This is a genomic window from Pseudomonas sp. EB271-G4-1, from assembly GCF_058791355.1.
Window position 1 is genome coordinate 48,594 of the sequence record NZ_JBYTEO010000028.1, and the last position, 25,815, is coordinate 74,408.

23 protein-coding genes are annotated in these 25,815 nt (G+C 58.8%); 19 read left to right on the forward strand and 4 right to left on the reverse strand.

The window, feature by feature from the left end:
- Positions 1–6: 6 nt before the first annotated feature.
- From AC3WWR_RS15835 to AC3WWR_RS15850, 4 genes are all read left to right on the forward strand, one after another.
- Positions 7–627, forward strand: coding sequence for a 2-dehydro-3-deoxy-6-phosphogalactonate aldolase (locus AC3WWR_RS15835; protein WP_020799960.1), 621 nt, complete (start codon positions 7–9; stop codon positions 625–627).
- Positions 628–675: 48 nt separating this feature from the next.
- Positions 676–1,824 (forward strand): galactonate dehydratase, encoded by a 1,149-nt coding sequence (gene dgoD, locus AC3WWR_RS15840; protein ID WP_020799961.1) that lies wholly within the window; start codon positions 676–678, stop codon positions 1,822–1,824.
- Positions 1,825–1,977: 153 nt separating this feature from the next.
- Positions 1,978–3,288 (forward strand): MFS transporter, encoded by a 1,311-nt coding sequence (locus tag AC3WWR_RS15845; protein ID WP_020799962.1) that lies wholly within the window; start codon positions 1,978–1,980, stop codon positions 3,286–3,288.
- Positions 3,289–3,348: 60 nt separating this feature from the next.
- Positions 3,349–4,152 (forward strand): IclR family transcriptional regulator, encoded by an 804-nt coding sequence (locus AC3WWR_RS15850; RefSeq protein WP_020799963.1) that lies wholly within the window; start codon positions 3,349–3,351, stop codon positions 4,150–4,152.
- A gap of 184 nt (positions 4,153–4,336) precedes the next feature.
- Here AC3WWR_RS15850 and AC3WWR_RS15855 read toward each other — a convergent pair whose 3' ends face one another.
- On the reverse strand, positions 4,337–6,001 hold the full coding sequence (locus AC3WWR_RS15855) for an electron transfer flavoprotein-ubiquinone oxidoreductase (protein ID WP_020799964.1): 1,665 nt from the start codon (positions 5,999–6,001) through the stop codon (positions 4,337–4,339).
- A gap of 547 nt (positions 6,002–6,548) precedes the next feature.
- Here AC3WWR_RS15855 and AC3WWR_RS15860 point away from each other — a divergent pair.
- From AC3WWR_RS15860 to AC3WWR_RS15915, 12 genes are all read left to right on the forward strand, one after another.
- On the forward strand, positions 6,549–7,298 hold the full coding sequence (locus tag AC3WWR_RS15860; RefSeq protein WP_008017740.1) for an electron transfer flavoprotein subunit beta/FixA family protein: 750 nt from the start codon (positions 6,549–6,551) through the stop codon (positions 7,296–7,298).
- Entirely contained in the window at positions 7,299–8,228 is a 930-nt protein-coding gene (locus AC3WWR_RS15865; protein WP_492598866.1) for an electron transfer flavoprotein subunit alpha/FixB family protein, read from the forward strand.
- 120 nt (positions 8,229–8,348) lie between these two features.
- Positions 8,349–9,164 (forward strand): substrate-binding periplasmic protein, encoded by an 816-nt coding sequence (locus AC3WWR_RS15870; protein ID WP_020799968.1) that lies wholly within the window; start codon positions 8,349–8,351, stop codon positions 9,162–9,164.
- Positions 9,165–9,173: 9 nt separating this feature from the next.
- Entirely contained in the window at positions 9,174–9,530 is a 357-nt protein-coding gene (locus tag AC3WWR_RS15875) for a DUF4398 domain-containing protein (protein ID WP_008060823.1), read from the forward strand.
- Positions 9,527–10,339 carry an OmpA family protein gene (locus AC3WWR_RS15880; RefSeq protein WP_020799970.1) on the forward strand — a complete coding sequence of 271 codons (813 nt, stop codon included), beginning with the start codon at positions 9,527–9,529 and terminating at the stop codon, positions 10,337–10,339. Before AC3WWR_RS15875 ends, AC3WWR_RS15880 begins: the two co-directional genes overlap by 4 nt.
- A 287-nt stretch (positions 10,340–10,626) precedes the next feature.
- On the forward strand, positions 10,627–12,066 hold the full coding sequence (locus tag AC3WWR_RS15885; RefSeq protein ID WP_020799971.1) for an aminotransferase-like domain-containing protein: 1,440 nt from the start codon (positions 10,627–10,629) through the stop codon (positions 12,064–12,066).
- Positions 12,067–12,156: 90 nt separating this feature from the next.
- A complete protein-coding gene (locus tag AC3WWR_RS15890) occupies positions 12,157–12,612 on the forward strand; it encodes a translation initiation factor 2 (RefSeq protein WP_151143120.1) in 456 nt (151 codons plus the stop codon).
- 163 nt (positions 12,613–12,775) lie between these two features.
- A complete protein-coding gene (locus AC3WWR_RS15895; protein WP_020799973.1) occupies positions 12,776–13,030 on the forward strand; it encodes a YkgJ family cysteine cluster protein in 255 nt (84 codons plus the stop codon).
- 41 nt (positions 13,031–13,071) lie between these two features.
- Complete coding sequence (locus tag AC3WWR_RS15900; protein ID WP_151143118.1) at positions 13,072–13,677, forward strand: START domain-containing protein; 606 nt, start codon at positions 13,072–13,074, stop codon at positions 13,675–13,677.
- A gap of 347 nt (positions 13,678–14,024) precedes the next feature.
- The gene (locus AC3WWR_RS15905) at positions 14,025–16,124 is read left to right on the forward strand and encodes an LTA synthase family protein (protein WP_020799975.1); all 2,100 of its coding nucleotides are present in this window, start codon (positions 14,025–14,027) and stop codon (positions 16,122–16,124) included.
- Between the two features lie 93 nt (positions 16,125–16,217).
- Positions 16,218–20,687 carry a DUF1592 domain-containing protein gene (locus AC3WWR_RS15910; protein WP_492598867.1) on the forward strand — a complete coding sequence of 1,490 codons (4,470 nt, stop codon included), beginning with the start codon at positions 16,218–16,220 and terminating at the stop codon, positions 20,685–20,687.
- Between the two features lie 2 nt (positions 20,688–20,689).
- The gene (locus AC3WWR_RS15915) at positions 20,690–22,054 is read left to right on the forward strand and encodes a DUF1552 domain-containing protein (protein ID WP_083349633.1); all 1,365 of its coding nucleotides are present in this window, start codon (positions 20,690–20,692) and stop codon (positions 22,052–22,054) included.
- Between the two features lie 84 nt (positions 22,055–22,138).
- Here the strand turns inward: AC3WWR_RS15915 and AC3WWR_RS15920 are convergent, their stop codons facing one another.
- Positions 22,139–22,291: a DUF3309 family protein gene (locus AC3WWR_RS15920; RefSeq protein ID WP_008060837.1), complete on the reverse strand. Its 153-nt coding sequence runs from the start codon at positions 22,289–22,291 to the stop codon at positions 22,139–22,141.
- A 285-nt stretch (positions 22,292–22,576) separates the two neighbouring features.
- Between AC3WWR_RS15920 and AC3WWR_RS15925 the strand changes: the two genes are divergently transcribed.
- The 3 genes from AC3WWR_RS15925 to csrA all read left to right on the forward strand — a co-directional run bounded on the left by AC3WWR_RS15925 (position 22,577) and on the right by csrA (position 24,134).
- Entirely contained in the window at positions 22,577–23,392 is an 816-nt protein-coding gene (locus AC3WWR_RS15925) for an SDR family oxidoreductase (RefSeq protein ID WP_020799978.1), read from the forward strand.
- A gap of 64 nt (positions 23,393–23,456) precedes the next feature.
- Complete coding sequence (locus tag AC3WWR_RS15930; RefSeq protein ID WP_020799980.1) at positions 23,457–23,789, forward strand: YnfA family protein; 333 nt, start codon at positions 23,457–23,459, stop codon at positions 23,787–23,789.
- Between the two features lie 153 nt (positions 23,790–23,942).
- Complete coding sequence (gene csrA, locus AC3WWR_RS15935) at positions 23,943–24,134, forward strand: carbon storage regulator CsrA (protein WP_020799981.1); 192 nt, start codon at positions 23,943–23,945, stop codon at positions 24,132–24,134.
- On the opposite strand, the gene AC3WWR_RS15940 is transcribed toward csrA, so the two are convergent.
- Positions 24,123–24,350 carry a YheU family protein gene (locus tag AC3WWR_RS15940; RefSeq protein WP_008060849.1) on the reverse strand — a complete coding sequence of 76 codons (228 nt, stop codon included), beginning with the start codon at positions 24,348–24,350 and terminating at the stop codon, positions 24,123–24,125. The two genes, csrA and AC3WWR_RS15940, sit on opposite strands and share 12 nt — an antisense overlap.
- 148 nt (positions 24,351–24,498) lie before the next feature.
- Positions 24,499–25,689 carry an osmoprotectant NAGGN system M42 family peptidase gene (locus AC3WWR_RS15945; RefSeq protein WP_033043117.1) on the reverse strand — a complete coding sequence of 397 codons (1,191 nt, stop codon included), beginning with the start codon at positions 25,687–25,689 and terminating at the stop codon, positions 24,499–24,501.
- Positions 25,690–25,815 lie beyond the last annotated feature (126 nt).

Below are 25,815 nucleotides of genomic sequence, written 5' to 3' on the forward strand. Positions count from 1 at the left end.
CCTGACATGCTCAAACACGCACTGGCGCAAAACGGGCTGATCGCGATCCTGCGTGGCCTGCGCCCGCAAGAAGCCGCTGCTATCGGCGAAGTCCTGTATGAAGCCGGATTTCGCGTCATCGAAGTGCCGCTCAACTCCCCGGAGCCGTATGAAAGCATTCGCATCCTGCGCAGTACGTTGCCCGCCGATTGCCTGATTGGCGCGGGCACGGTGCTGACGCCGCAACAGGTCGAGCAAGTGAAAGCGGCCGGCGGCCAGGTGATCGTCATGCCCCACAGCGATCCGAAGGTTTTGCGCGCGGCGAAAGCGGCTGGCCTTTATCTGTCGCCCGGTGTCGCCACCCCGACCGAGGCCTTCGCGGCACTGGCCGAGGGCGCTGATGTGCTGAAGATGTTCCCGGCCGAGCAAATGGGCCCGGCGGTCGTCAAGGCCTGGCTCGCGGTGCTGCCGGCGGGAACGATCCTGGCGCCCGTCGGTGGCATTACCCCGGACAACATGCAGGTGTTTATCGACGCGGGCGTCAAAGGCTTCGGCCTCGGGTCCGGGTTGTTCAAGCCGGGCATGACCCCTGAGCAAGTGGCGGCCAATGCCAAGGCCTACGTGGCTGCCTGGAAAGCCCTTCGCTAAGACTTTTTTGGCGCTGCGAGCGCTGGATCTAACAAGAGAGACCGACAGATGAAAATCACCAAACTGACCACCTTCATCGTTCCGCCACGCTGGTGCTTCCTCAAGGTCGAGACCGACGAAGGCGTGACCGGCTGGGGCGAGCCCGTAGTCGAAGGCCGCGCTCACACTGTCGCGGCTGCCGTTGAAGAATTGTCCGACTACCTGATCGGCAAAGACCCACGCAATATCGAAGACATCTGGACCGTGCTGTACCGCGGTGGCTTTTACCGTGGCGGCGCCATCCACATGAGTGCCCTGGCCGGCATCGACCAGGCGTTGTGGGACATCAAGGGCAAGGCGCTGGGTGTGTCGGTCAGTGACCTGCTGGGTGGACAGGTGCGGGACAAGATCCGCGTGTATTCGTGGATCGGCGGCGACCGCCCGGCAGACACTGCGCGAGCGGCGAAAGAAGCGGTCAGTCGGGGTTTCACCGCAGTGAAAATGAATGGCACCGAAGAGCTGCAGTTCCTCGATACCTTCGACAAAGTCGACCTGGCCCTGGCCAACGTCGCTGCCGTGCGTGATGCGGTCGGGCCGAACGTCGGCATTGGCGTCGACTTCCATGGCCGGGTGCACAAGCCCATGGCCAAGGTGCTGATGAAGGAACTCGATCCGTACAAGCTGATGTTCATCGAAGAACCGGTGCTCAGCGAAAACTACGAAGCGCTTAAGGAGCTGGCACCGCTGACCAGCACGCCGATTGCCCTGGGTGAGCGGCTGTTCTCGCGCTGGGATTTCAAGCGCGTGCTCAGCGAGGGCTACGTCGACATCATCCAGCCGGATGCTTCACATGCGGGCGGCATCACCGAAACCCGCAAGATCGCCAATATGGCCGAAGCCTACGACGTGGCGTTGGCGCTGCATTGCCCGCTGGGTCCGATTGCCCTGGCGGCGTGCCTGCAACTGGACGCTGTCTGCTACAACGCGTTCATCCAGGAGCAGAGCCTGGGCATCCATTACAACGAGAGCAACGACCTGCTCGACTATGTGAAGGATCCACGGGTGTTCGACTACGACCAAGGCTTCGTGAAAATCCCGAACGGCCCGGGCCTGGGCATCGAGATCAACGAAGAATATGTGATCGAACGCGCCGCCGTCGGCCACCGCTGGCGCAACCCGATCTGGCGCCATGCCGACGGCAGTTTTGCCGAGTGGTAATGCCTGCGCGGTGATTGTTCCCACACTCTGCGTGGGAATACCTCACTGGACGCTCTGCGTCCGCTTTTGGGACGCAGAGCGTCCCTGGCTGCATTCCCACGCAGAGCGTGGGAACGATCACGACCTCAATAAACATAAAAAGAGGCACTCCCCATGCAACCGCAAACCCTCACCGGGCAGGCGTCGTTGGCGGCGCCCAGCCGCAAGCGTTTTTTCATCATGGTCCTGTTGTTCATCACCGTGGTGATCAACTACCTGGACCGCAGCAACCTGTCGATCGCTGCGCCAGCGCTGACCAGCGACCTGGGCATCGATCCAATACACGTCGGCCTGATCTTCTCGGCCTTCGGCTGGACCTACGCCGCCATGCAGATTCCCGGTGGCTGGCTGGTGGACCGGGTGCCGCCGCGCATTCTGTATACCGCTGCACTCCTGTTATGGTCGATTGCCACGGTCATGCTCGGTTTCGCGGGCAGCTTCATCGCCCTGTTCGTATTGCGCATGGCGGTCGGTGCCCTGGAAGCGCCGGCCTATCCGATCAACAGTCGCGTGGTTACCACCTGGTTCCCGGAGCGTGAGCGTGCCACGGCCATCGGTTTCTACACGTCTGGACAGTTCGTCGGCCTGGCTTTCCTGACGCCGGTATTGGCCTGGCTGCAGCATGAATTCGGCTGGCACATGGTGTTCGTGGCCACCGGCGCAGTGGGCATTCTCTGGGCGGTGATCTGGTACGCGGTGTATCGCGAGCCCCGGGATTTCAAAGGCGCCAACGACGCCGAAATCGACTTGATCCGCGAAGGCGGCGGGCTGGTGGACATCCAGGCCGAACAAGCCAGGGTCAAAGCCAAATTCAGCTGGACCGACCTGGGAATTGTCCTCACCAAGCGCAAACTTTGGGGCATTTACCTCGGCCAATTCTGCCTCAACTCGACCCTGTGGTTTTTCCTGACGTGGTTCCCGACCTACCTGGTGAAATACCGCGGCATGGATTTCATCAAGTCCGGACTGCTGGCATCGCTGCCGTTTCTCGCGGCGTTCGTCGGCGTGCTGTGCTCCGGTTTCTTCTCGGACTTTCTGATTCGTCGTGGTTACTCCGTGGGCTTCGCCCGCAAGTTGCCGATCATCAGTGGCCTGCTGATTTCCACTTCGATCATTGGCGCCAACTTCGTTGAGTCGACGCCGCTGGTAATTGCCTTCCTCGCGCTGGCGTTTTTCGGCAACGGCCTGGCTTCGATCACCTGGTCGCTGGTGTCGACCCTGGCTCCGGCGCGACTGCTTGGGCTGACCGGTGGGGTATTCAACTTCATCGGCAACCTGTCGGCCATCGCCACGCCGATCGTCATCGGCTTCCTTGCCAGCGGTGATTCCTTTGCCCCGGCCATTACCTATATCTCGGTCCTGGCGTTGATCGGTGCACTTTCCTACATCTTGCTGGTGGGCAAGGTCGAGCGTATCAAGTTGTAGTCGGGACCCGCGGGCGACCATAATGCCGCCCGTTCACTCGCTCAACGGTAAAGGCTGGATATGCAGGAAGACGCCCCAAAAATCGCCAAGGACGCCGCACCGACTGGCACCCAGACCCTGCTTCGCGGGTTGGGTGTGGTTCAGGCCGTGGCCAGTGGCGCCCGCGATCTCAAGGAAATCGCCCGGTTGATCGGCACCACGCGCAGCACCACCCATCGCCTGGCCAGTTGCCTGGTGGACGAGCGATATCTGCGGGTGGTGCCGCAGGTCGGTTACCTGTTGGGGCCCAAGTTGATCGAACTGGGTTTTCAGGCGCGTGAGGAGTTGCCGCTGGTGGCCCTGGCCGGGTCATATCTGGATGAGCTGTCGGCGTTGACCGGCGATACCATTCACCTGGCTATCCGCGAAGGCGATGAGGTGCTGTACCTGCACAAGAACCCGGGGCGCAACGGTCCGGAGATGCGCTCGCGGGTCGGCCATCGCATGCCCTTGGCGCGTACGGGAATCGGCAAGGCATTGATGCTCGATGACTCGCCGCAAGAGTGGCAGCGCTTGTACGAAATCAGCCTGCCGGTGGGTGGGAAAAACCAGTTCTGGCCGCAGCACCCCGAACAGTCGTGGGAACAGTTCCAGCAGCGCATGATCGAGTACGTGGCCGGCGGTTATGCCTTCGACCTGGAAGACAACGAACCGTCGATCCGCTGCGTGGCGGCACCGATCCGCGATGCCAGCAAACGCATTGTCGCCGGCATCAGCATCGCCAGTACCGTGCCGTACATGCCGCTGGAAAAAATGGCCGAGCTCATTCCTTTGATCAAAGGGGTTACGGCCCGACTTTCGGCGGAGCTGGGCGCCAAAATCTGACGGTATGCGGTAATCCTTGTGGGAGCGAGCCTGCTCGCGAAAGCGATTTATCATTCGATGTGGGTATCGACTGACACACTGCTTTCGCGAGCAGGCTCGCTCCCACATTGGTTTAATGGTGTTGCCTAAATTGCAGGCAACAAAAAGGCCCCCATTCGGGAGCCTTGATGTTCAGTGGTTCGGCTTACATGTTCGGGTAAGTCGGGCCGCCGGCACCTTCCGGTGTCACCCAGGTGATGTTCTGTGCAGGGTCCTTGATGTCGCAGGTCTTGCAGTGAACGCAGTTCTGGGCGTTGATCTGGAAGCGCTTCTCACCGTCTTCCTTGGTCACCACTTCATACACGCCGGCCGGGCAGTAACGCTGGGCCGGTTCGTCGTAAAGCGGCAAGTTCTTGCTGATCGGGATGCTCGCGTCGGCCAGTTTCAGGTGGCAAGGTTGCTCTTCTTCATGGTTGGTCCCGGAAATGAACACCGAGCTCAGTTTGTCGAAGCTGATCTTGCCGTCCGGTTTCGGGTAGTCGATCTTCTTGCAGTCGGCCGCCAGTTTGAGGCACGCGTAATCCGGCTTGGTGTCGTGCAGGGTGAACGGCAGTTTGCCGCCGAAGATGTTCTGGTCCAGCCAGTTGAAACCACCGCCGACGATGGCGCCGAACTTGTGGATCGCCGGGCCGAAGTTGCGGCTCGCGAACAGTTCTTCGTACAGCCAGCTGTTCTTGAAGCTTTCGACGTAATTGGTCAGTTCATCGCCACCTTCGGACTCGGCGAACAGGCGATCGGCCACGGCGTCAGCCGCCAGCATGCCGGACTTCATCGCGGTGTGGCTGCCCTTGATCTTGGCGAAGTTCAGGGTGCCGAGGTCGCAGCCGATCAGCGCGCCGCCCTTGAAGACCATCTTCGGCAGCGAGTTCAGGCCACCCTTGCAGATGGCGCGGGCGCCGTAGCTGACGCGCTTGCCGCCTTCCAGGTACTGCTTGAGCACCGGGTGATGCTTGAGGCGCTGGAACTCGTCGAACGGCGACAGGTAGGTGTTGCTGTACGACAGGTCGACGATCAGGCCCACGACCACCTGATTGTTTTCCAGGTGGTAGAGGAACGAGCCACCGGTGTTCTCGGTGCCCATGATGTCCATCGGCCAACCGGCGGTGTGCACCACCAGGCCTGGCTGGTGCTTGGCCGGGTCGACTTCCCAGATTTCCTTCAGGCCGATGCCGTAGTGCTGGGCGTCGGCATCGCTGGCGAGGTTGAAGCGCTTGATCAGTTGCTTGCCGATGTGGCCGCGGCAACCTTCGGCGAACAGCGTGTACTTGCCGCGCAGTTCCATGCCTGGGGTGTACAGGCCTTCTTTTGGGTTGCCTTCGCGGTCAACGCCCAGATCGCCGGTGATAATCCCGCGGACCACGCCATTCTCGTCGAACAGCGCTTCCTGGGCGGCGAAGCCTGGGTAGATCTCCACGCCCAGGTTCTCGGCCTGCTGGGCCAGCCAGCGGCACAGGTTGCCCAGGGAAATGATGTAGTTGCCTTCGTTGTGCATGGTCTTGGGCACAAAGAAGTCTGGAATTTTTTGCGCGCTTTCGGCGTTTTTCAGCACGAAGATGTCATCGCGGGTGACCGGCGTGTTCAGCGGCGCGCCGAGTTCTTTCCAGTTCGGGAACAGTTCGTTCAGGGCGCGGGGTTCGAATACCGCACCGGACAAGATGTGAGCACCGACTTCGGAGCCTTTTTCGACCACGCAGACGCTGATTTCCTTACCGGCTTCGGCGGCCTTCTGCTTCAATCGGCAGGCAGCGGAAAGACCAGCGGGGCCGGCACCGACGATGACCACGTCGAATTCCATGTATTCGCGTTCCACAGGTTATCTCCTACTCAAGGCTCAACAGTTTTTTTTCTAATATGGAGGTTGGGTGTCGCATCCATGAATCCCTGCGCAACGCCGGGAGAGGACAATCGATTAACCACCTTTCTCTTTGGTGGCGCATTATATCTACACCACTCTCAGCGTCCAATACAAACGTTTGTTTGAAATGGCTCAAAGCCAGAGAAATCAAAGTCACCCGCCTTATGAACGGCCATTTTGGCGTATTGACCGGAATAGGTGTTCCGGTCAAGATACGGGCGGTTTTGCGCTCGCCGTAGGCTGACTGTTGGTTTCAAGAGCACCTCTAAAGACAGGGCGATGGCAGTAGAAGGTGATGCGCCGCGCGGGTTTGATGCGCAGTCTACACGTCACGATATTGAATGACTCGTCAGTCGCTGCTGACAAACGGTCATCAGCATCATGAACGATGGTCACTTGACACTTTTGCCGGCGTTTTTGGAGGTGCCCTTGCGCCCGATGAGCATTATCCGCCAGGTTCGCCTAGGCGACTTTCTTTTCACCGGAGAGTAACGAGGAATCCATGAAGGTTCTTGTAGCTGTCAAACGCGTTGTGGATTACAACGTGAAAGTTCGCGTCAAGGCGGACAATTCCGGCGTCGACCTTGCCAACGTCAAGATGTCGATGAACCCGTTCTGCGAGATCGCCGTGGAAGAAGCCGTACGCCTGAAAGAGAAGGGTGTTGCGACTGAAATCGTCGTCGTCTCCGTAGGCCCGTCCACCGCTCAAGAGCAACTGCGCACCGCGCTGGCTCTGGGTGCCGACCGCGCCATCCTCGTCGAGTCCGCCGAAGACCTGACTTCCCTGGCCGTTGCCAAACTGTTGAAAGCTGTTGTCGACAAGGAACAGCCTCAGCTGGTGATCCTTGGCAAACAAGCCATCGACAGCGACAACAACCAGACTGGCCAGATGCTGGCGGCACTGAGCGGTTACGGTCAGGGCACGTTCGCCTCCAAAGTCGAAATCAGCGGCGATAGCGTAGCTGTTACTCGTGAAATCGACGGCGGCGCGCAGACAGTTTCCCTGAAGCTGCCGGCCATCGTCACCACCGACCTGCGTTTGAACGAGCCGCGCTACGCGTCCCTGCCAAACATCATGAAAGCCAAGAAGAAGCCTCTCGAGACGCTGACTCCGGACGCTTTGGGCGTTTCCACCGCCTCCACCAACAAGACCGTGAAAGTCGAAGCGCCTGCTGCACGCAGCGCGGGTATCAAGGTCAAGTCGGTGGCTGAACTGGTCGAGAAACTGAAAAACGAAGCGAAGGTAATCTAAATGACTATCTTGGTTATTGCTGAACACGACAACAAAGTAGTGGCCCCGGCCACACTGAACACCGTTGCTGCCGCTGCCAAGATTGGCGGTGACATCCACGTGCTGGTTGCCGGCCAGGGCGCTGGCACCGTGGCTGAAGCCGCTGCGAAAATCGCTGGCGTGGCTAAAGTGCTGCTGGCCGACAACGCCGCTTACGCGCATCAGTTGCCGGAAAACGTTGCGCCTCTGGTTGCAGAGTTGGGCAAGGGCTACAGCCACATCCTGGCTGCCGCTACTTCCAACGGCAAAAACATCCTGCCGCGCGTTGCCGCTGCACTGGACGTTGACCAGATCTCCGAGATCATCTCGGTCGAAAGCGCTGACACCTTCAAGCGTCCGATCTACGCCGGTAACGCTATCGCTACCGTTCAATCGAACGCTGCAGTGAAAGTGATCACCGTGCGTGCCACCGGTTTCGACCCGGTTGCAGCTGAAGGCGGTTCCGCAGCTGTTGAGGCCGTTGGCGCTGCCCACGACGCTGGCATCTCCAGCTTCGTTGGCGAAGAGCTGGCCAAGTCCGATCGTCCGGAATTGACCGCTGCCAAGATCGTCGTTTCCGGCGGTCGCGGCATGCAGAACGGCGACAACTTCAAGCACCTGTACGCCCTGGCCGACAAGCTGGGCGCAGCCGTGGGTGCTTCGCGTGCTGCGGTCGACGCAGGTTTCGTACCCAACGACATGCAGGTCGGTCAGACCGGCAAGATCGTTGCTCCACAGCTGTACATCGCCGTCGGTATTTCCGGCGCGATCCAGCACCTGGCCGGCATGAAAGACTCCAAGGTGATCGTTGCGATCAACAAGGACGAAGAAGCGCCGATCTTCCAGGTGGCCGATTACGGCCTGGTGGCGGACCTGTTCGAAGCCATCCCTGAGTTGGAGAAGCTGGTCTAATCCGGCTGCTTCACTTATAAAGAGCCCGACCCTTTGGTCGGGCTTTTTTTTGCCTCTGTACCTGTAGGAGCAGGCTCGCTCCTACAGGGATATAAACGGTCTCAACGGGAGTGTGCTGCTATGGATCTGCGTCTCGCGTGGAGTTTTCTAGGTCTGGCGCTATTGCCAGCACTGTCCATTGCCGCTGGCAAATGCGAACGCCTGGTGGTCACCGGCAGCCCGGATGCGCCACCGTACCTGTGGCAAGACCCGCAGGATCCCAAGCACTTGATTGGCGCCAGTGCCGATTTGTTGCAGCAGGTAGCGGGGCAGTTGGGCATCAAGGTCCAGGTGCTCTACGCCGGCAAACGTTCCCAGGCACTGGACGAAGTGCGCAGCGGGCGCATGGACATGCTGGCGGACGCGCCGTTGACAGTTGGCGAGCTGGAATCCCTGGACTACATCCATCCGCCGCTGCTGGAAAACGATTATCTGGTGTGGACCCGCAAGGATTCGTCGCTGGTCTACAACGACGTCCAGGACTTGCACGGTCATCCTGGGGCGTTGTCGGAAAAGTCTCGATTGACCTCGCAATTCGCCACTTTCGCCGAGCAGCAATTGACCCTCACCCGTACGCCAAACCTGACCCAGGCCTTGCAGAAATTGCTCCTGGGGGAGGTAGAGTTTGTCTTGGCAGGGCGCTACTCCGGCATGGCCATGGCGCAGACACTGGGCATGGCCAATGACCTGGTCGCCCGTGTGCAGCCGGTCGACAAACCCGGGCTGTTTCTGGCGCTTTCCCACAACTCCGCCTGCAACGATCCGTGGTTGCGCGGACAGTTGGCCAAAAAGATGACAGAATTGCCCGCGTCCGGACTGACGGAAGCCGTGCTGCAACGCAATATCGAGCTTTGGAATGCGCAGCAGAAGCAACCTGTCAGTACCCCAAAACAGTAGGGATTTTTAGTGAGTATTCGACCTCTTTTCGCTGCCCTGGCCGTTCTGGCTCTGGCGGGTTGTGCAGCCGATCCGGCGCCGAATGAACAAATGCGCCTGACCGCACAGGCCGTCGAGCAAGCCCGTGCCGTGGGTGCCACTGCCGATGAAGTGCCGGAGATGAAACTGGCCGAAGACAAATACAACCGGGCCAAGGGCAGCATGGCTGACCAGTCTTTCAGGAATGCGCGGATGCGCGCCGAGCAGGCCGAGCTGGACGCGCGCCTGGCCGAAGCCCGGGTCCTGACCCTCAAGAGTGAAGAACAGCTGAACGTGCTCAATACCCGCATCGCCCGCCTGCAAAAGCAGTTGGGAGCAGCCCAATGAGCCTCAAGTCCAACATTTTCGGCGCTTTGATCCTGGCAGGAACCGTCAGCCTTGTCGGCTGCGCCGGCCAGCAAGGCGAAGCGGCGCTGCAACAGGCAGGCGCCGACTTCCAGAAGGTCAAGGAAGACTCCAACGTGCTGCGCATCGCCCCCAAGGACGTGATTCGCGCCGGTGAGTCCCTGGCCCGCGCCGACCGTTTGTCCACCTATTGGGGCAGCGGCTCGGATGTGGTGCATTACGCTTACCTGAGCCAGCGCTACAGCGAGATCGCCCGGGAGCACACCAATCAGGTGCTCAATGAAGAGCGCGCCGCCAAGCTCGAGCTGGAACGTCAGCGCCTGCAACTGGCCTTGCGCGAATCCAAGTTGCTCAGCGTGCAGCAGCAGGGCAAATGGCTGGAAGAGCAGATCCTGGCCCTGGCCACCACCCAGACCGACCGTGGCCTGGTGATGACCCTGGGTGATGTGCTGTTCGACACCGGCGAAGCAGAGCTGAAAAACTCGGCCAACCGCGTGGTGCTGAAGATCGTGCAGTTCCTGCAACTCAACCCCAAGCGCGTGGTGCGCATCGAGGGTTACGCCGACAGTACCGGCGGCAAGCAGGAAAACCTCAAGCTGTCCCGCGACCGGGCCCAATCGGTCGCGGATGTGCTGATGGACCTGGGCATCGACGACAAGCGCATCCTGGTTGAAGGGTATGGCGACGAGTATCCGGTTGACGCGAACGCCTCCGAACGGGGGCGGGCACAGAACCGTCGGGTGGAAATTGTGTTTTCCGACGAAAAAGGCCAGCTCGGCGCTGCCCGCTAATGAAATCACGCACTCCGTAGGAGCCGGCTTGCTGGCGATGCCATCACTGCGATTCATCTGAAACACCGCGGTTTTGCCATCGCCAGCAAGCCGGTTCCTACAAAGCCCGGCCTGGCAGACAGCGCCGGGTTTTTTTTCGCCTGCCGATTAGCGCACAAAACAGTACAGTTTTTGCTGACACTGCACTGTACTGTCGACTATTGTGGCAACTGTCCCAGTACACTTCTAAACTGTTCCGGTATTGTTTTACACAAGAATAAAATGCCCGTGAAATCGAGTGCTGCGTCATGACCAACCTCTTGCTCTATCAACGTATTGCTCAGCAACTGGCTGAAGACATCCGCCGAGGTGTCTATCAACCGGGAGAGCGCGTGCCTTCGGTGCGCAAGATGAGTTCGCAGCTCAATGTCAGCCATGCCACGGTGTTGCAGGCGTATGCCAACCTTGAAGACCAGGGGCTGATTCGCGCGCGGCCGCAGTCCGGTTATTACGTGCACCAGACCCCGGCGCTGACTGCGCCGACCCCGGACATCGCCCGTGTCGAACGTCCAGGCCTGGTGACCCGCAGCAGCATCATTCAACAAGTGTTGGTCGAGTCCCGCCGCGAAGGCGTTTTCCCGCTGGGTGCCGCGGTGCCCAGCGTCGACTATTTGCCGGTGCGTGCCCTGCATCAGCAATTGGCCAAGGTCACCCGGTTCCATAGCCCGCGGGCTTTCAGCTACATGTTCAGCCCCGGTTTCGAGCCCTTGCGTCGACAGGTGGCGATCCGCATGCGCGATGCCGGCGTGGTGGTCGATCCTTCTGAGGTGGTGATCACCCACGGCTGCGTCGACGCCTTGCAGATGTCCCTGCGGGTGCTGACCCGGCCCGGTGACCTGATCGCGGCCGAATCGCCGACTTACTACGGTTTGTTGCAATTGGCCGATCTCCTGGGCCTCAAGGTCATCGAAATCCCCAGCGACCCGTCCACTGGCATGAGCCTTGAAGCGCTGCAATTGGCGGCCAACCAATGGTCGATCAAGGCGCTGGTGCTGACCACGCGCTTGAGCAATCCGTTGGGCGGCACCATGCCTGAAGAGCGGCAGAAGCAGCTGTTGCGCCTGGCATCGGACTTTGACATCCAGATAGTCGAAGACGATATCTACGGTGAGCTGATGTTTGAGCAAGGTCGCACCAAATCGCTCAAGGCCTATGATCGGCTGGATCGGGTGATTTATTGCTCGAGCTTCTCCAAGACCCTGTCGCCAGGGGTGCGGATCGGCTGGATGATTGCCGGCAAGTACCAGCAGGAGATCCAGCGCTTGCAGACCTTCAGTACCCATTCGGCCTGCAGCGTCACGCAGATGGGCATTGCCGCCTATCTGGAAAATGGTGGTTACGACCGCCATTTGCGTTACATCCGCCAGGAGTACCGCAAGAACCTCAGCGCTTTCCAACTGGCGGTGCAGCAGTATTTCCCCGAAGGCACGCAGATGACCCGGCCAACCGGCGGTTTCATTTTGTGGGTGAGCCTGCCAGGGCGGGTCAATACCCAGGAGCTGCATGTGCGAGCGTTGCAGCAGGGCATCAGTATCGCGCCGGGGCTGATTTTCAGTAACACCGAGCAGTTCAATCACTGCATTCGGCTCAACTGCGGCATCCCGTGGAACCGCGAAGCCGAACGTGCGTTGATGACCCTGGGCATGCTTGCCACCCAGCTCTGCCAGGAGATGGCCGGGGGCTTTTGACCAGGCGGTCTCCGTCCGTGCTTGTCACGGAGCGCGCAACAGGGGAGCATAGGCACCTCTGTCGTTTTCGCCGTTTGCATCGTTGGGTACATGAAGCCGATTTTTCCTGCCGTCTGGCTGTTGATCTGCCTGTTAGTGAGTGTTCAGCCGGCGTCCGTCAAGGCTGAGTCCGTGCAGGCAAAGCCCGCCGCCAACGATGCCAAGGCAACCTCGAAAAAAACCGCACCGGTCAAAAAGCCAACCGCGGTAAAAAAGCGCCCACTGAATGCCGCCAAGTCAAAACCGGCCAGTGCGGTGGTGAAAACCCCGGTACCTTCAGCCAACCTCGATTTGAGCCTGCCCAAGGACATGGTCGAGGAGCTGAAACCGGTCGGTACCGTTCCATTGCCCAAGCGTGAACCAGTGCTGCCGCAAATGTTCGGCGACAAAAGCAGCCAGTTCCAGCTCAATGGCAGGCTGATCAACAACGAAATGCAGTTGCAAATGCGTAACGAAGAGCGCCATGAAGTCGAAGGCGCCGCCCTGGAATTCGAGTTCAAGCGGTAAATCCCGCCTTTGGCTGACCTGCCAGCAGACAGTTGGTCGGAGACTGGCCGGTCACGCCCGTTTGCAGGTAAATACCCAGGTAAGGGTAATTTAAAACAACTGTTTTAGCGGTTACTCTGTGCCCGTCCTTTAATACATTGCTCGTCGCGAGGAGCTTTTCGTCATGAAATGCCGTGAGGGCTGTGGCGCCTGCTGCATTGCCCCTTCCATCAGTTCACCGATTCCCGGTATGCCCCATGGCAAAGCCGCCGGGGAACGTTGCCTGCAACTGTCTGCCGAAAACCTGTGCAAGATTTTCGGTAAGCCCGAGCGCCCGGCAGTGTGTTCGGCGTTCGAGGCTGACGTTGAGGTGTGTGGCAACAGCAGCGAAGAAGCTATCCGGTTGATTGGCTGGTGGGAGCAGATGACCGCCGCGTGATGTGTTTACAGAACGGAACTTCAACAATAAGGAATAAGATTATGGGTTCGCTGCATCGTATCGCTGTGTTGTGTGGTTTGACGGCTGTTCTGGCCACTTCAGTTGCCCAGGCCGAAGACTGGAAAGTCGCCAGGAACGAAGACGGCATCAAGATCTCCCTGAGTGAAGTGGCCGGCTCCGACTACAAGGCCTATCAGGGCGTCACCCTGATGAAGACCACCGTGGCCAAGCTGCGTGCCCTGCAGGAAGACGTGGTCGGTGCCTGCACCTGGATTCACGAGTGCAAGACCCAGAAGTTGCTCAAGCAGGAAGGCGATCAGAACTGGACCTACACCCAGTTCAATACGCCATGGCCGGTCACACCGCGAGATTCGGTGCTGCATATCACCACGATCGCAGGCGCCGATGGCAGCCTGACGCGCAAGCTCGAGGGCGTGCCCAAATACCTTCCTGAAGAAAAGGGCTTTGTCCGGGTCGCCAAGGTCGATGGTTTCTGGAAGTTCGTGCCCAAGGGCGATCAGGTTGAAGTGACCTATCAGGTGCATACCGAGCCAGGTGGTAGCGTGCCATCGATGGTGGCCAACAAGTTTGTAGTGGATGCGCCGTTCAATACCTTGAAGAACCTGAAGGCTCTGGCCGAGAAATAAAAGCAGGTGCCACCTGTTCCTTGTAGGAGCGAGCATGCTCGCGAAAAACGCCAGGACAATCCGGGCATGCAGACAACCCGCGTAATCGTTGACGTCCATCGCGAGCGTGCTCGCTCCTACAGAAGCCTTTATTGTGTTACCTAATATTCGCTGCACAGAATTTTCACAAAGCCTCCAAGACAATTCCCCCCGCGCGGCCATCGACGAACAGTAATCAATGGCAATGCTGCGATTGATCGTGCAACATTTGCGCACCGCGCGAACCCCGGGGCCGAGTACTGGCCAACAGAGGGCAGGGCGCAGCTGTATTTTTGAAACTTCAACTTCCAATGGGTCCTAAAAACGACATGGCTATTCCGGACGCCCTGAGTCAGAAGCGAGCATCGAGTCGCTTGCTGCAACCGACCGTCAAATCGCATCTGGCCTACACACTGTTGTGCGCCCTGGTCATGATGGTGATGTTTTCCGTGCTGCGCCTCGCGCTGCTCGTCTACAACCGCGAAATGATCCTCGACACACCGGCCGCGACCTTTTTCGAAGCATTCGCCAATGGCTTGCGTTTCGACCTGCGCCTGGTGGTCTACCTCAGCGTTCCGCTGGTGCTGGCGCTGTTCAGTGCCCGGGCCATGGCGGCGCGGGGGATCTTCCGTCTCTGGCTGACGGTGACCGCCAGCATCGCGCTGTTCCTGGGCCTGATGGAGATGGACTTCTACCGTGAATTCCACCAGCGCCTCAACGGGCTGGTCTTCCAGTATGTGAAGGAAGACCCGAAAACCGTGATGAGCATGCTCTGGTACGGTTTTCCGGTGGTCCGCTACCTGCTGGCCTGGGCCTTGGGCACCTGGATCCTGAGCCTCGCCTTCAAGGGTGCCGACCGTGCCACGCGTCCTCGTGGACCTTTCAGCGGTGGTAGCATCGGTACTCGGCAGGTTGCCCCCTGGTACGCGCGTGCGATGGTGTTCGTGGTGTGCCTGTTGATCTGCGTGGTCGCGGCCCGCGGTACCTTGCGTCAAGGCCCGCCAATGCGTTGGGGTGATGTCTACACCACCGATTCCAACTTCGCCAACCAGCTGGGCCTCAACGGTACCCTGTCCCTGGTCGCTGCCGCGAAGAGCCGAATGTCTGAAGATCGCGACAACATCTGGAAAGCCACGTTGCCACAACCGATGGCTCAGCAGACTGTACGCGACCTGTTGGTCATGAAGGACGACAAATTGGTGGATGGCGAGACCGCAGCAGTGCGTCGCGACTACACGCCACCCGTCGACAAGACCCTGCCGATCAAGAACGTCGTCGTGATCCTGATGGAAAGCATGGCCGGTCACTCGGTAGGCGCACTGGGCGCACCGGGCAACATCACGCCGTACCTCGACAAGCTGTCGAAGGAAGGCCTGCTGTTCGACCGTTTCTTCTCCAACGGTACCCACACCCACCAGGGCATGTTCGCCACCATGGCTTGCTTCCCGAACCTGCCGGGTTTCGAATACCTGATGCAGACCCCGGAAGGCAGCCACAAACTGTCTGGCCTTCCGCAGTTGCTCAGCGCCCGTCACTACGACGATGTGTATGTCTACAACGGCGATTTCGCCTGGGACAACCAGTCGGGTTTCTTCAGTAACCAGGGCATGACCAATTTCATCGGTCGCAACGACTTCGTTAACCCGGTGTTCTCCGACCCGACCTGGGGTGTGTCCGACCAGGATATGTTCGACCGTGGCCTGGTGGAACTCAAGGCTCGCGACGGCAAGGACAAGAAACCTTTCTATGCCTTGCTGCAAACCTTGTCCAACCACACGCCCTATGCGTTGCCGACCCCATTGCCGGTCGAACGCGTCACCGATCGTGGCAGCCTGAACGAGCATTTGACCGCCATGCGCTATTCGGATTGGGCGCTGGGTCAGTTCTTCGAGAAGGCGCGTAATGAGCCTTACTTCAAGGAGACCCTGTTCGTCATCGTTGGCGACCACGGCTTCGGTAACGAACGTCAGATCACCGAAATGGACCTGGGCCGTTTCAATGTACCGATGTTGATGATCGCACCGGGCATCCAGGAGAAATTTGGCACGCTCGACCACACCGTGGGCACTCAAGTCGACATCGTGCCGACCATCATGGGCCGCATCGGTGGTGAAGTGCGTCATCAGTGCTGGGGTCGTGACTTGCTCAACCTGCCAGAAGGCGACACCGGTTTCGGTGTGATCAAACCGTCGGGCAGCGAGCAGACCACCGCGATCATCACCGCGGACCAGATCCTGGTATTGCCGAAGGACAAGGACATGGCGCCGAAGATGTACCAGTACGAACTGGGCGCTACGCCTCGGGCGGAAGTGATTCCGGATGCTCCGCGCACCGCCGAGATGAAGCTCAAGCTCGAAGCGTTCCTGCAAACGGCTACCAAGAGCCTGATCGACAACACCGCTGGTGTGGTTGACGGCGTACCTGACTGAGTATTCAGCCAGGCTTCGCTGCCTGACCTTGGGCTACAAAAAATCCGATGCCTGCACAGGCATCGGATTTTTTTATGCTCGCCGTAAGGCGCTGTGCCGCACCCAAGGGTAAAACCTGTCAACTTTGACAGTAGACACCCCTGGGGTTTGGGAATCTTATACAGGTGCTTCGAGTACCTGACCCCAACGTTTGCAACAGCGACGTTGAGAGCGGGCAGTGTTGCAAGGATGAGTGTCTGTCTGTTCCTGTCTCTATGGCGTTCGTGCCATGTATTGGTCATGCAGTGGAACCGCGTTGGAAGACATTCCAATAGAAACACCGGGGTTGGCTTTGGTTCTTTTTTGGCCTGCCACTTCGGTTCAGGTGGTTCGCCGCAGGACACTGAATCAACAGTTTTGTCCGAGGGGTTGAACACTTGGCTGACGAGTGAGGCTCGCTTCATGAATAAGTCTGTCGGTGTGCTTCGTTTGCTGTGGTTCGTGGGGTTTGCGGCGCTCGCCGCTGTCGTCGCTTTAGTGGTGTTCACCCGATCGTCGGAGTCAGCTCCATCAGTTCAGTCCTGTACAGCGCCTGCTTATGAAAAGGGCGCGCTCTACGAACAGGGGCAGCAGGTTCAGCACGCTGGCCAGCTGTTGGAATGCTGGAAAGATGACGAGGCCCCGCTTGGCGTCGGCAGTTGGCAGTGGTGCAAGCTGCCGGTCTATGAGCCATTGGTTGTCGGCGGTCCGTGGAAAGACGCATGGAAAGAACTTGGCGACTGTGGTGGCTTCGAGGGCAATCGCCTGACGCTGAGCTTCTCCACCCTCAGCGGCAAAGCCCCTCTGAAACCGGCGGTGCCAGGTGTTGCTCGCGCAGATCAGACGGTCACCGGGACGTTGCGTTGCAAGGCCGAAGAGATTGCGATCAGCGCAAAGGCCAACGAAACGATTCACCTCGATAATCTAAAAGCTTGCGACTACCAGCTTGTAATGAACAGCGCTGATGGATACATCCCGCTGAACACCCCGCGCATTGTTTCATTCACGCAGGCGCAAGGGGCGGAGCAAACCGTGGCGGTGAAGTATCGGCCTCCGGTTGAGGTGAGCAAGCTCAATGGCTTGCCGGGGATAAAAATCGAGTTGTTTGCCCAGGGCCTTATCCAGCCCAGGCAGATGGCCATGGGCAAGAACGTCCTGTATGTCGGCTCCAGTGCCATCCCGTCGTACGTCTATGACGGAAAAATCGGCGACATGATCTACGCGTTGCCGCTGGACGGGGCGGGTAAACCGACGGGCATTCATGTCATTGCCACGGGCCTGGAAGAGCCTCACGGCGTGGCATACCGCGACGGTGATCTGTATTACTCGACCACAGGTGGACTGTATCGCTTGCGTAACGCGGACGATCATTACAAAGACCCGAAACCCGAGTTGGTTTTCAATTTTCCGGCAGACGGCAAGCTGTTTCCCTTGCCCCCGCTGTCGTCCGGCTCGAAGACTCGCATCTGGCACATGAAACACCCCTTGCGCTTCAACCCAGTCGATCCGTCGGACAAGTGGCTTTATACGGCGGTCGGCACTCCGTGCAACCTATGCATGATTCTCGCTGACAAGCGCTATGGGACGATTTTGCGGTACTCCCTGGAAACGGGGGAGTCGGAGATTCTGGCCATGGGGGTGCGTAACTCTGTGGGCTTCGACTGGAATCCCAAGGACGGCAAAATCTGGTTCAGCGACAACAATCGCCAAGGCTTCCCCAACCCTGACGAGGTCAACGTCATCCGGGGCCCCGGGTTGCATTTCGGTGTGCCTTATCGGTTTGGCAGGGACACGCCCGGTTTCACTCAAGAGGAGTACCAGAACCCGGGCGTGATCCAGCCGCCGCTGGTGCCCGGTGCCATTGTGTCCGACAAATCGCTCGAGCAGATCAACCCCGCTGACTATGTGCCGGCCGCTTTTGAGTCGGGTACCAACACTGCACCGCTCGGCGTCAAGTTCTGGTCAGGTTACCCGGCTGCGGCGGGTACCCAACGTTTGCTGGTGGCCGTGCATGGTGCCGGTTCCACCGCCCGCCCGGGCATGGACATACAAATGCTGACCATCCAGGGCGGTACGCGCGTGGTCAACCAGATCCCGCTGATCAATGGATTTGTGCAGGACCCGGATCGATTTGATGTCTATTGCCTGGACAACTCTTGCATTGGTCGTCCCGTCGAGTTTCTTGAACTGGCGGATGGCAGCCTGCTGATCAGCGACGACGTCGCCGGGGTCATCTATCGCGTGCGCTATGACGCAACCGGGCTGCCGGAGACAGAACTGGCCCTGCGTCCAATGCTGTCACCCCCCGGCCTGGAAGACGAAATGATCAGTGGCTACCTGATTGCCCCCGACGGCAATAGCCGACTGGTGCAACTGTCATGGGATCCGTTAAACAATGAGTCCGCACTGATTCTCAAAGGGCTGGCGTATGGTGAGTATCAGTTGCGCCTCAATGATGTGAAAAAATGGATTCCTCTGGTGCGCAACACCTCGTTCACGCTATCGCCAACCAACAAGAGTCAGGCCATCAACCTGCGATACCGCGAACGGCCGATCAAGCTAGCGGTCGAGATCACGATCAACGCGCCGAGCAAGCCTGCTTCTGTCACCGATGACCAATGGCACATCAGTCTGGTTAACGAGGATCAGAGTCATGCTGAGCCGCTGCTCATACAGATTCCGTGGGGGGCAAGCACGACGCAGATTCTCGATTATGGCAAGTACAAGGTGATCTACCCGTTTTACTCCAAGGAAAAACCGGAGCCGGAACTGGAGTCGGTGGTGATTGATGAGTCCAGTGAGGACCGGCAGCTACCCCTCATCGCCTATCGACATGTCGAGAACCTGGGCGAATCGGTCCTGGCGGGGGCCTGTACCAAGTGCCATTCGGTCGAATATTTCGACAGTGCGGCCAAGGCCTTGATCTGGAGCGCGGCGGATCGTGAAGTGTTGGTCAATCAGATCAAGAGCATGCCGGTTTCGGGGCACTGCGACACCACCTGTGCGACCGAAATCAGCCACCATTTGTTCGACGTCATCTGGAAACCCTACCTGGACCAAAACGAGACCTATGGTGCGCGGCAGTTGCGATTGCTCACGCCCAGTGAGTATGCCGCCAGCATCCGGGACATCCTGGGGGTCGAGGTCAATCCCGAGAAACTACCGGCCGACAAGTCGGAAAAAGATTTCAAATACCCAGGGGAAGCGAGCAAGGGCATTCTGCAGGCCGAGGACGTCAAGCTGTATTACGACATGGCGTTGTCGGTGGCAGAGAAGGTGGCACCTGCGCGCTTGAGTGCGCTGGCAACCTCTCGCACAGGCACCGACCTGGTCACTTCCCTGGGCTATCAGATGTTCCGTCGTCCCGTGACTGATGCCGAGCGTTTGCGTTATCAGAAAATACACGACGAGCAAGGGGCCCCGGCTGTGATTGCGGCTCTATTGATGTCGCCGCATTTTCTCTATCGCTCGGAGTTGGGGGTGGAGTCAGCCACGGCAAGCAAGGTGTATAAGCTCACGCCGTTCGAGCTGGTAACAGCACTTTCTTACGGGTTCCTGGGCACGACACCGGATGTCGAACTGTTGGCCAAGGCGCAGCGCAACGAACTGCAGACTTCACAACAGATCTCCGCCGAAATTCAGCGGATGATGCAAACGGACCGCGGCATCGAGCAGTTCAACCGCTTCGTCAGCTACTACATCAAAACCGCACGCGGCGTTCAGGAAAAGCCGGGGCTGACCAAGCCAATGATTGCGCTCATGGCACAGGAGCAATACCTGCTGAGCAAAAGCATGCTGCTCGATTCAGGCACCCTGGATAAGTTGTTCAACCCCGGTTACACCTATCTGAATCAGGACCTGGCTGCGCATTATGGCATCAGCGGTGTCGCGGGCAGCACGATGCAAAAAGTCGCGGTGGACGACAAACGGGGCGGGTTGTTGCACCTGGGGCTGACTCAGGCAGCCACGTCGGATTTCGAGACCACCTCACTGGTCAAGCGTGGAATCATGATTCGCGAGCAGATGTTCTGTCGTGAGTTCGGTGCACCGGTTGAGCCAGACCCTACAGGTCCGGTTTTTCCTGCTCAGCCCATCACCACCCGTGAACGCTGGGATCTGGTCAACGGTGAGCAAGCGTCAGGAGGGCGCTGCTGGCAATGTCACCAATTCATGAATGACACCGGCGCCGCGATGGAGCATTACGATGCAGCTGGCCGTTATCGTACCCAGGAAAAAGCCTACAACTTTGACCAATATCCTCAGATGTTGCCGATCAAGGCATCCGGTCCCTTTTTAACTTCGACCGGCTCAGAGACGATCAATGACGTTCGCGGTATCGCCAAAATCGTACCCCGCCATCCCGCCTCCCAGTTCTGTATGGCCGACAGTTATTTCCGGTTTGTGTTCGGCAGCAAATCGGACGCATCGACGTCGGGAGTCGTAAAGGCAATTGCCGATGGCTTGAAAAAATCCGGCTCCCTGGAAGAGATGTTGCGAACCCTGGGGACTTCCAACGCGTTCATCTACAAAACCGAGAGGAACTGATCATGGACATCTTGAAAAGTCGCCGGCGTTTTCTCGCGGGATTGGTTGCGGCAGGTGTCTATGGTCCATTGACCCAATTCGGTTTGACGCGCATGGCATTGGCGGGGCAATCCGAGCAACCCTTGTTGAAGGTCGTGATTGTAGTAATACCCGACGGAACGGCAGTGGACTCCTATCAGGGTGGACCGTTTGGCGATGGGCGCGGTTTGTGGCATCCCACTGCACAGGGGATGGATACCACGGCTTTTACATTGAATGAAGTCAGTAAAGAGCTGGAGGCTTATCGCAACCAATCGTTGTACCTGCGCGGGATTATCTCGGGGCCAGGTAACTCGGGCCATAACAACTGGAACTATATATTGCGTGATAGCGCACAGAGTCAGTCATCAATCGACGTCCTCTTGGGAAATGCACTGCCGGGTAATGAACCCTCGCATCGCAGCTTGTTTGCCGGGCCCCACGCAGGGATCGACGGTACGCCCTGGTTCGTGTCGTTTCAGGGCAAAGCGATTCGCACGCCCTACCGCGACCCCATGCTGATGGCTGAATCGCTGTTCAAGACGCCTGCTCAAGCTCGGCGCGCACTGGAGCCTGGAGCTGGAAAACTGTTAGAGGCATCCCTGGCGGATATCCAGGACATCAAAAACCGGCTCTCCCCCGGCCAGAGGCAAAAGCTTGATACCCATCTGGATTCAGTAGAGCAGGTCATCAAGGACCTTGAGGAAGCGCGGCCGCCCGTGGGGGGATGCGAGCCTGTGATGCTCGAGCCCCTGGATTACCAGTCGGCGGAGCACCGCACACGCATACAGGCCGACCACCATAAAGTGGTGGCCACCGCCTTGAGTTGCGGGATTACCCGCGTTGCGACCGTTCAGATCGGACGCTCGGCGGAGTCACTCAATATCATTGATGTCAGTCGCGACAAAAATCCCCATGATTGCGCTCACCGTTACGCCGGGGAAGCAGTCTGGAGAGGAACACGGCAATGGTATGTCCGGCAGGTCAGGGAATTGATGGATGAACTGTCCAGGCATGCAGACCCGGACATGCCCGGTCACAACTTGCTCGAATCTGTCCTGGTCATTGTCACCAGCGAAATGGCTGATGGAGCCCCCGAGCACTCGATTGATATGCCGCTGGTCATGATGGGCGGCGCGTGCGGATTGTTGAAAAGCGGGGAGGGCGCAGGACGGTACCTGAATATCACGACGCAAGCCGATAAGTCGCATCACACGGGGAACCCGGTTATCGGCAAGAACTTCGTCGACATGCAGCGGATCTGGGCAACCGTTGCCAAGGCCGCAGGAACCAGCGTGCCTTATGCAGGCAATGTTGATCCTGTCAGTGGAATTTTCACTAACGTGTGACGCAAACTTTGGAAAAAACGATGCCAGTCAGTTTTATCTGACTGGCATCGAAATTTCTGCAGCCTTTATTGGCTACTCAGAACTTCATATCTTCCCGAGTAACAACAGGATCAATATCACCACCAACACCACGCCGATGATACCGGACGGTCCATAACCCCAACTTCTGGAGTGTGGGAAGACCGGTAGACCACCGATCAGTAACAGGATCAGAATGATCAGAAGTATTGTGCCCATATCTGTTTCCTTGCTGTAAGTATTCAGGAATGACCTAGCCGTTATCAGTCAGCGGGAACGTCATTTATTCGAGCTGCTTAAAAAATCCGACCGCGGTGCAGGGCAAAAAATTCCAAGTTTTTTGCGGTTTTTCAAATCATCTACCGATAAATCTGTTGCCGCGTTAGTTGGTTGAGCCACGATTGCGGTTTGCTCGGGGCATTCAGCAATCTGATAGAGCGTGGGGCGGCCAATTTCCTTCGCTACACTCGACGCATCTTCCCCGGAACAACAAGGCTGTTTGCTATGCAAAATCGCATGATGATCACTGGCGCGGGCTCCGGCCTGGGTCGCGAAATCGCGTTGCGCTGGGCGCGCGAAGGCTGGCAGTTGGCCTTGTCGGACGTCAGCGAACCAGGTCTGCAGGAAACCTTGAAACAGGTGCGCGAAGCCGGTGGTGACGGTTTTATCCAGCGTTGCGATGTGCGTGATTACAGCCAACTGACCGCGTTTGCCCAGGCCTGCGAATCGAAGTTCGGTGGTATCGATATCATCGTCAACAACGCGGGGGTTGCCTCTGGCGGATTCTTCAGCGAACTGTCCCTGGAAGACTGGGACTGGCAGATCGCAATCAACCTCATGGGTGTGGTCAAGGGCTGCAAGGCCTTCCTGCCGTTGCTGGAGAAGAGCAAGGGCAAGATCATCAACATCGCCTCGATGGCGGCGTTGATGCAGGGGCCGGCCATGAGCAACTACAACGTGGCCAAGGCCGGCGTGGTGGCGTTGTCCGAAAGCCTGCTGATTGAACTCGCGCATCAGGAAGTCGGCGTGCATGTGGTTTGCCCGTCGTTTTTCCAGACCAATCTGCTGGACTCCTTCCGCGGCCCGACGCCGGCCATGAAAGCCCAGGTTGGCAAGTTGCTGGAAAGCTCGCCCATCAGTGCCACCGATATTGCCGATTACATCTTTCAGCAGGTCGCTGTCGGCGAGTTCATGATCCTGCCCCACGAACAGGGCCGCCAGGCCTGGGCGCTCAAGCAGAAGAACCCGCAACTGCTCTACAACGAAATGACCCTGATGGCCGACAAGATGCGCGCCAAGGCCAAGCAATCCGCAAACTGAACTTGCCCGCACACGACAGCCTCGTTAGGGTGGCCGCCATCGGCCATCCTCGCGAGACGTTCGCATGCTCAATTACCTGTGGTTTTTCCTCGCCGCGTTGTTCGAAATCGCCGGTTGCTTCGCCTTCTGGATGTGGCTGCGCCAGGGTAAAAGTGCCTTGTGGGTGGTGCCAGCGTTACTCAGCCTGACGTTGTTCGCGTTGTTGCTGACGCGCATCGAGGCGACTTATGCAGGCCGTGCCTATGCCGCTTACGGCGGTATCTACATCATTGCTTCGATTGGTTGGCTGGCGGTGGTCGAGCGGATTCGTCCACTGGGTTCCGACTGGCTAGGCGTGGCACTGTGCGTGATCGGGGCAAGCGTTATCCTGTTCGGCCCGCGCTTCTCGGCCTCCTGACGTAGCGGCCCTTGATTAAGGCGGCGTGTCAGGCATTTCCTTCAGCAAGGCAGCCGCGTGGCTGTAGGTTTGGTCTGGATTACCGTGGCTGTCTTGTAGGCCCGTCGTGCACCGGGCATCTTCAAGGCCCGGTAACCCTGAAGGACCAAAGCCATGCTTGTACTAAGTCGTGTAGTCGGCGAGATGATTTCCATCGGTGACACCATTTCAGTGCGCATTATTGCCGTCAATGGCGGTAACGTGCGCTTCGGCATCGAAGCCCCGAACCATGTCAATGTGCACCGCAGCGAGATCTACGAGCGAATCCAGCGCAAGCTTTCGCGAGACAAAAAATCAGTCGAATAAATGCTTGGGCACGTCATGCTTGAGCATCAGCTGGCACTGCTCGCTCTCCGGATCGAAGACAATCAGGGCCTGGCCCTTGATCAATGCCTGGCGAACACGCAATACACGGGTCTCCAGCGGCGTGTCATCGCCATTGTCGGTGCCGTCTCGGGTCACGAAATCTTCGATCAGGCGGGTCAGGGTATCGACTTCAAGTTGGTCGTGTGGAATCAGCATAGGCACCTCGGTCAAATCAATGACGAGATGCTACGGCGGTTATGACCACATCACCAGTAGGAGCTGCCGCAGGCTGCGATCTTTTGATCTTTGTTTTTTAAGATCAAAAGATCGCAGCCTGCGGCAGCTCCTACTGGATCGCATTTCGTTAGATGTCGCTGCGTTGGCCCACCAGGCTATCCACCGACGGCACTCGCGTATCGCTTTCCATCTGCGTCTCGTGTTCGATCTGGTGACTGAACCGGTCCAGCGAGCCTTTGGCCGGCTGCGCGTCGCTGGCGAACACCGGTGGGCTGAGGATGTAGGCGCCGAGCAGGCGGCTGAGGGCGGCGAGACTGTCGATGTGGGTGCGTTCGTAGCCGTGGGTGGCGTCGCAGCCAAAGGCGAGCAGGGCGGTGCGGATGTCATGGCCGGCGGTGACCGCCGAGTGAGCGTCGCTGAAGTAGTAGCGGAACAGGTCGCGGCGTACGGGCAACTCGTTGTCACTGGCGAGGCGCAGCAGGTGGCGCGACAAGTGATAGTCGTACGGCCCGCCGGAATCCTGCATCGCAATGCTTACCGCGTGTTCGCTGGAGTGCTGGCCGGGAGCGACGGGCGCGATGTCGATGCCAACGAATTCACTGACGTCCCAAGGCAACGCCGCCGCGGCGCCACTGCCGGTTTCCTCGGTGATGGTGAACAGTGGATGACAGTCGATCGCCAGCTCTTCGCCGCTGTCGACGATCGCTTTCAATGCGGCCAGCAGCGCCGCGACACCAGCCTTGTCGTCCAGGTGGCGGGCACTGATGTGGCCACTTTCGGTGAACTCCGGCAACGGGTCGAAGGCGACAAAATCACCGACGCTGATGCCCAGCGAGTCACAATCGGCGCGGGTCGCGCAATAAGCGTCCAGGCGCAATTCGATGTGGTCCCAGCTGATTGGCATTTCATCCACGGCGGTGTTGAAGGCGTGCCCGGAGGCCATTAGCGGCAACACGCTGCCACGGATCACGCCGTTGTCGGTAAACAGGCTGACGCGGCTGCCTTCGGCAAAACGGCTGGACCAGCAACCCACGGGGGCCAGCGTCAGGCGGCCGTTGTCCTTGATGGCGCGCACGGCGGCGCCAATGGTGTCCAGGTGCGCGGAAACGGCGCGGTCCGGGCTGTTTTTCTTGCCCTTGAGGGTGGCGCGGATGGTGCCGCGACGTGTCATCTCGAAGGGAATGCCCAGCTCTTCGAGCCGTTCGGCGACATAGCGCACGATGGTGTCGGTGAAGCCGGTGGGGCTGGGAATGGCGAGCATTTCCAGCAGGACTTTCTGCAGGTAGGTCAGGTCTGGTTCCGGGTATTGGCGGGTCATGGAAACTCCTGATGAGTTGAGGGATCGTTTTCACGCGCAGCAAAGGAATGAATCAACGGACGCTCTGCGTTCGGCTCTTGAGGGACGCGGTGCGTCCCGGGCTGCATTGCCACACAGAGCATGGCA

What these genes read in the sequence shown, in the direction of transcription:
- AC3WWR_RS15835 (WP_020799960.1), top strand. Translation starts at nt 7, where the DNA reads ATGCTCAAACACGCACTGGCGCAAAACGGGCTGATCGCGATCCTGCGT.
- dgoD (WP_020799961.1), top strand. Translation starts at nt 676, where the DNA reads ATGAAAATCACCAAACTGACCACCTTCATCGTTCCGCCACGCTGGTGC.
- AC3WWR_RS15845 (WP_020799962.1), top strand. Translation starts at nt 1,978, where the DNA reads ATGCAACCGCAAACCCTCACCGGGCAGGCGTCGTTGGCGGCGCCCAGC.
- AC3WWR_RS15850 (WP_020799963.1), top strand. Translation starts at nt 3,349, where the DNA reads ATGCAGGAAGACGCCCCAAAAATCGCCAAGGACGCCGCACCGACTGGC.
- AC3WWR_RS15860 (WP_008017740.1), top strand. Translation starts at nt 6,549, where the DNA reads ATGAAGGTTCTTGTAGCTGTCAAACGCGTTGTGGATTACAACGTGAAA.
- AC3WWR_RS15865 (WP_492598866.1), top strand. Translation starts at nt 7,299, where the DNA reads ATGACTATCTTGGTTATTGCTGAACACGACAACAAAGTAGTGGCCCCG.
- AC3WWR_RS15870 (WP_020799968.1), top strand. Translation starts at nt 8,349, where the DNA reads ATGGATCTGCGTCTCGCGTGGAGTTTTCTAGGTCTGGCGCTATTGCCA.
- AC3WWR_RS15880 (WP_020799970.1), top strand. Translation starts at nt 9,527, where the DNA reads ATGAGCCTCAAGTCCAACATTTTCGGCGCTTTGATCCTGGCAGGAACC.
- AC3WWR_RS15885 (WP_020799971.1), top strand. Translation starts at nt 10,627, where the DNA reads ATGACCAACCTCTTGCTCTATCAACGTATTGCTCAGCAACTGGCTGAA.
- AC3WWR_RS15890 (WP_151143120.1), top strand. Translation starts at nt 12,157, where the DNA reads ATGAAGCCGATTTTTCCTGCCGTCTGGCTGTTGATCTGCCTGTTAGTG.
- AC3WWR_RS15895 (WP_020799973.1), top strand. Translation starts at nt 12,776, where the DNA reads ATGAAATGCCGTGAGGGCTGTGGCGCCTGCTGCATTGCCCCTTCCATC.
- AC3WWR_RS15900 (WP_151143118.1), top strand. Translation starts at nt 13,072, where the DNA reads ATGGGTTCGCTGCATCGTATCGCTGTGTTGTGTGGTTTGACGGCTGTT.
- AC3WWR_RS15905 (WP_020799975.1), top strand. Translation starts at nt 14,025, where the DNA reads ATGGCTATTCCGGACGCCCTGAGTCAGAAGCGAGCATCGAGTCGCTTG.
- AC3WWR_RS15915 (WP_083349633.1), top strand. Translation starts at nt 20,690, where the DNA reads ATGGACATCTTGAAAAGTCGCCGGCGTTTTCTCGCGGGATTGGTTGCG.
- AC3WWR_RS15920 (WP_008060837.1), bottom strand. Translation starts at nt 22,291, where the DNA reads ATGGGCACAATACTTCTGATCATTCTGATCCTGTTACTGATCGGTGGT.
- AC3WWR_RS15925 (WP_020799978.1), top strand. Translation starts at nt 22,577, where the DNA reads ATGCAAAATCGCATGATGATCACTGGCGCGGGCTCCGGCCTGGGTCGC.
- AC3WWR_RS15930 (WP_020799980.1), top strand. Translation starts at nt 23,457, where the DNA reads ATGCTCAATTACCTGTGGTTTTTCCTCGCCGCGTTGTTCGAAATCGCC.
- csrA (WP_020799981.1), top strand. Translation starts at nt 23,943, where the DNA reads ATGCTTGTACTAAGTCGTGTAGTCGGCGAGATGATTTCCATCGGTGAC.
- AC3WWR_RS15940 (WP_008060849.1), bottom strand. Translation starts at nt 24,350, where the DNA reads ATGCTGATTCCACACGACCAACTTGAAGTCGATACCCTGACCCGCCTG.
- AC3WWR_RS15945 (WP_033043117.1), bottom strand. Translation starts at nt 25,689, where the DNA reads ATGACCCGCCAATACCCGGAACCAGACCTGACCTACCTGCAGAAAGTC.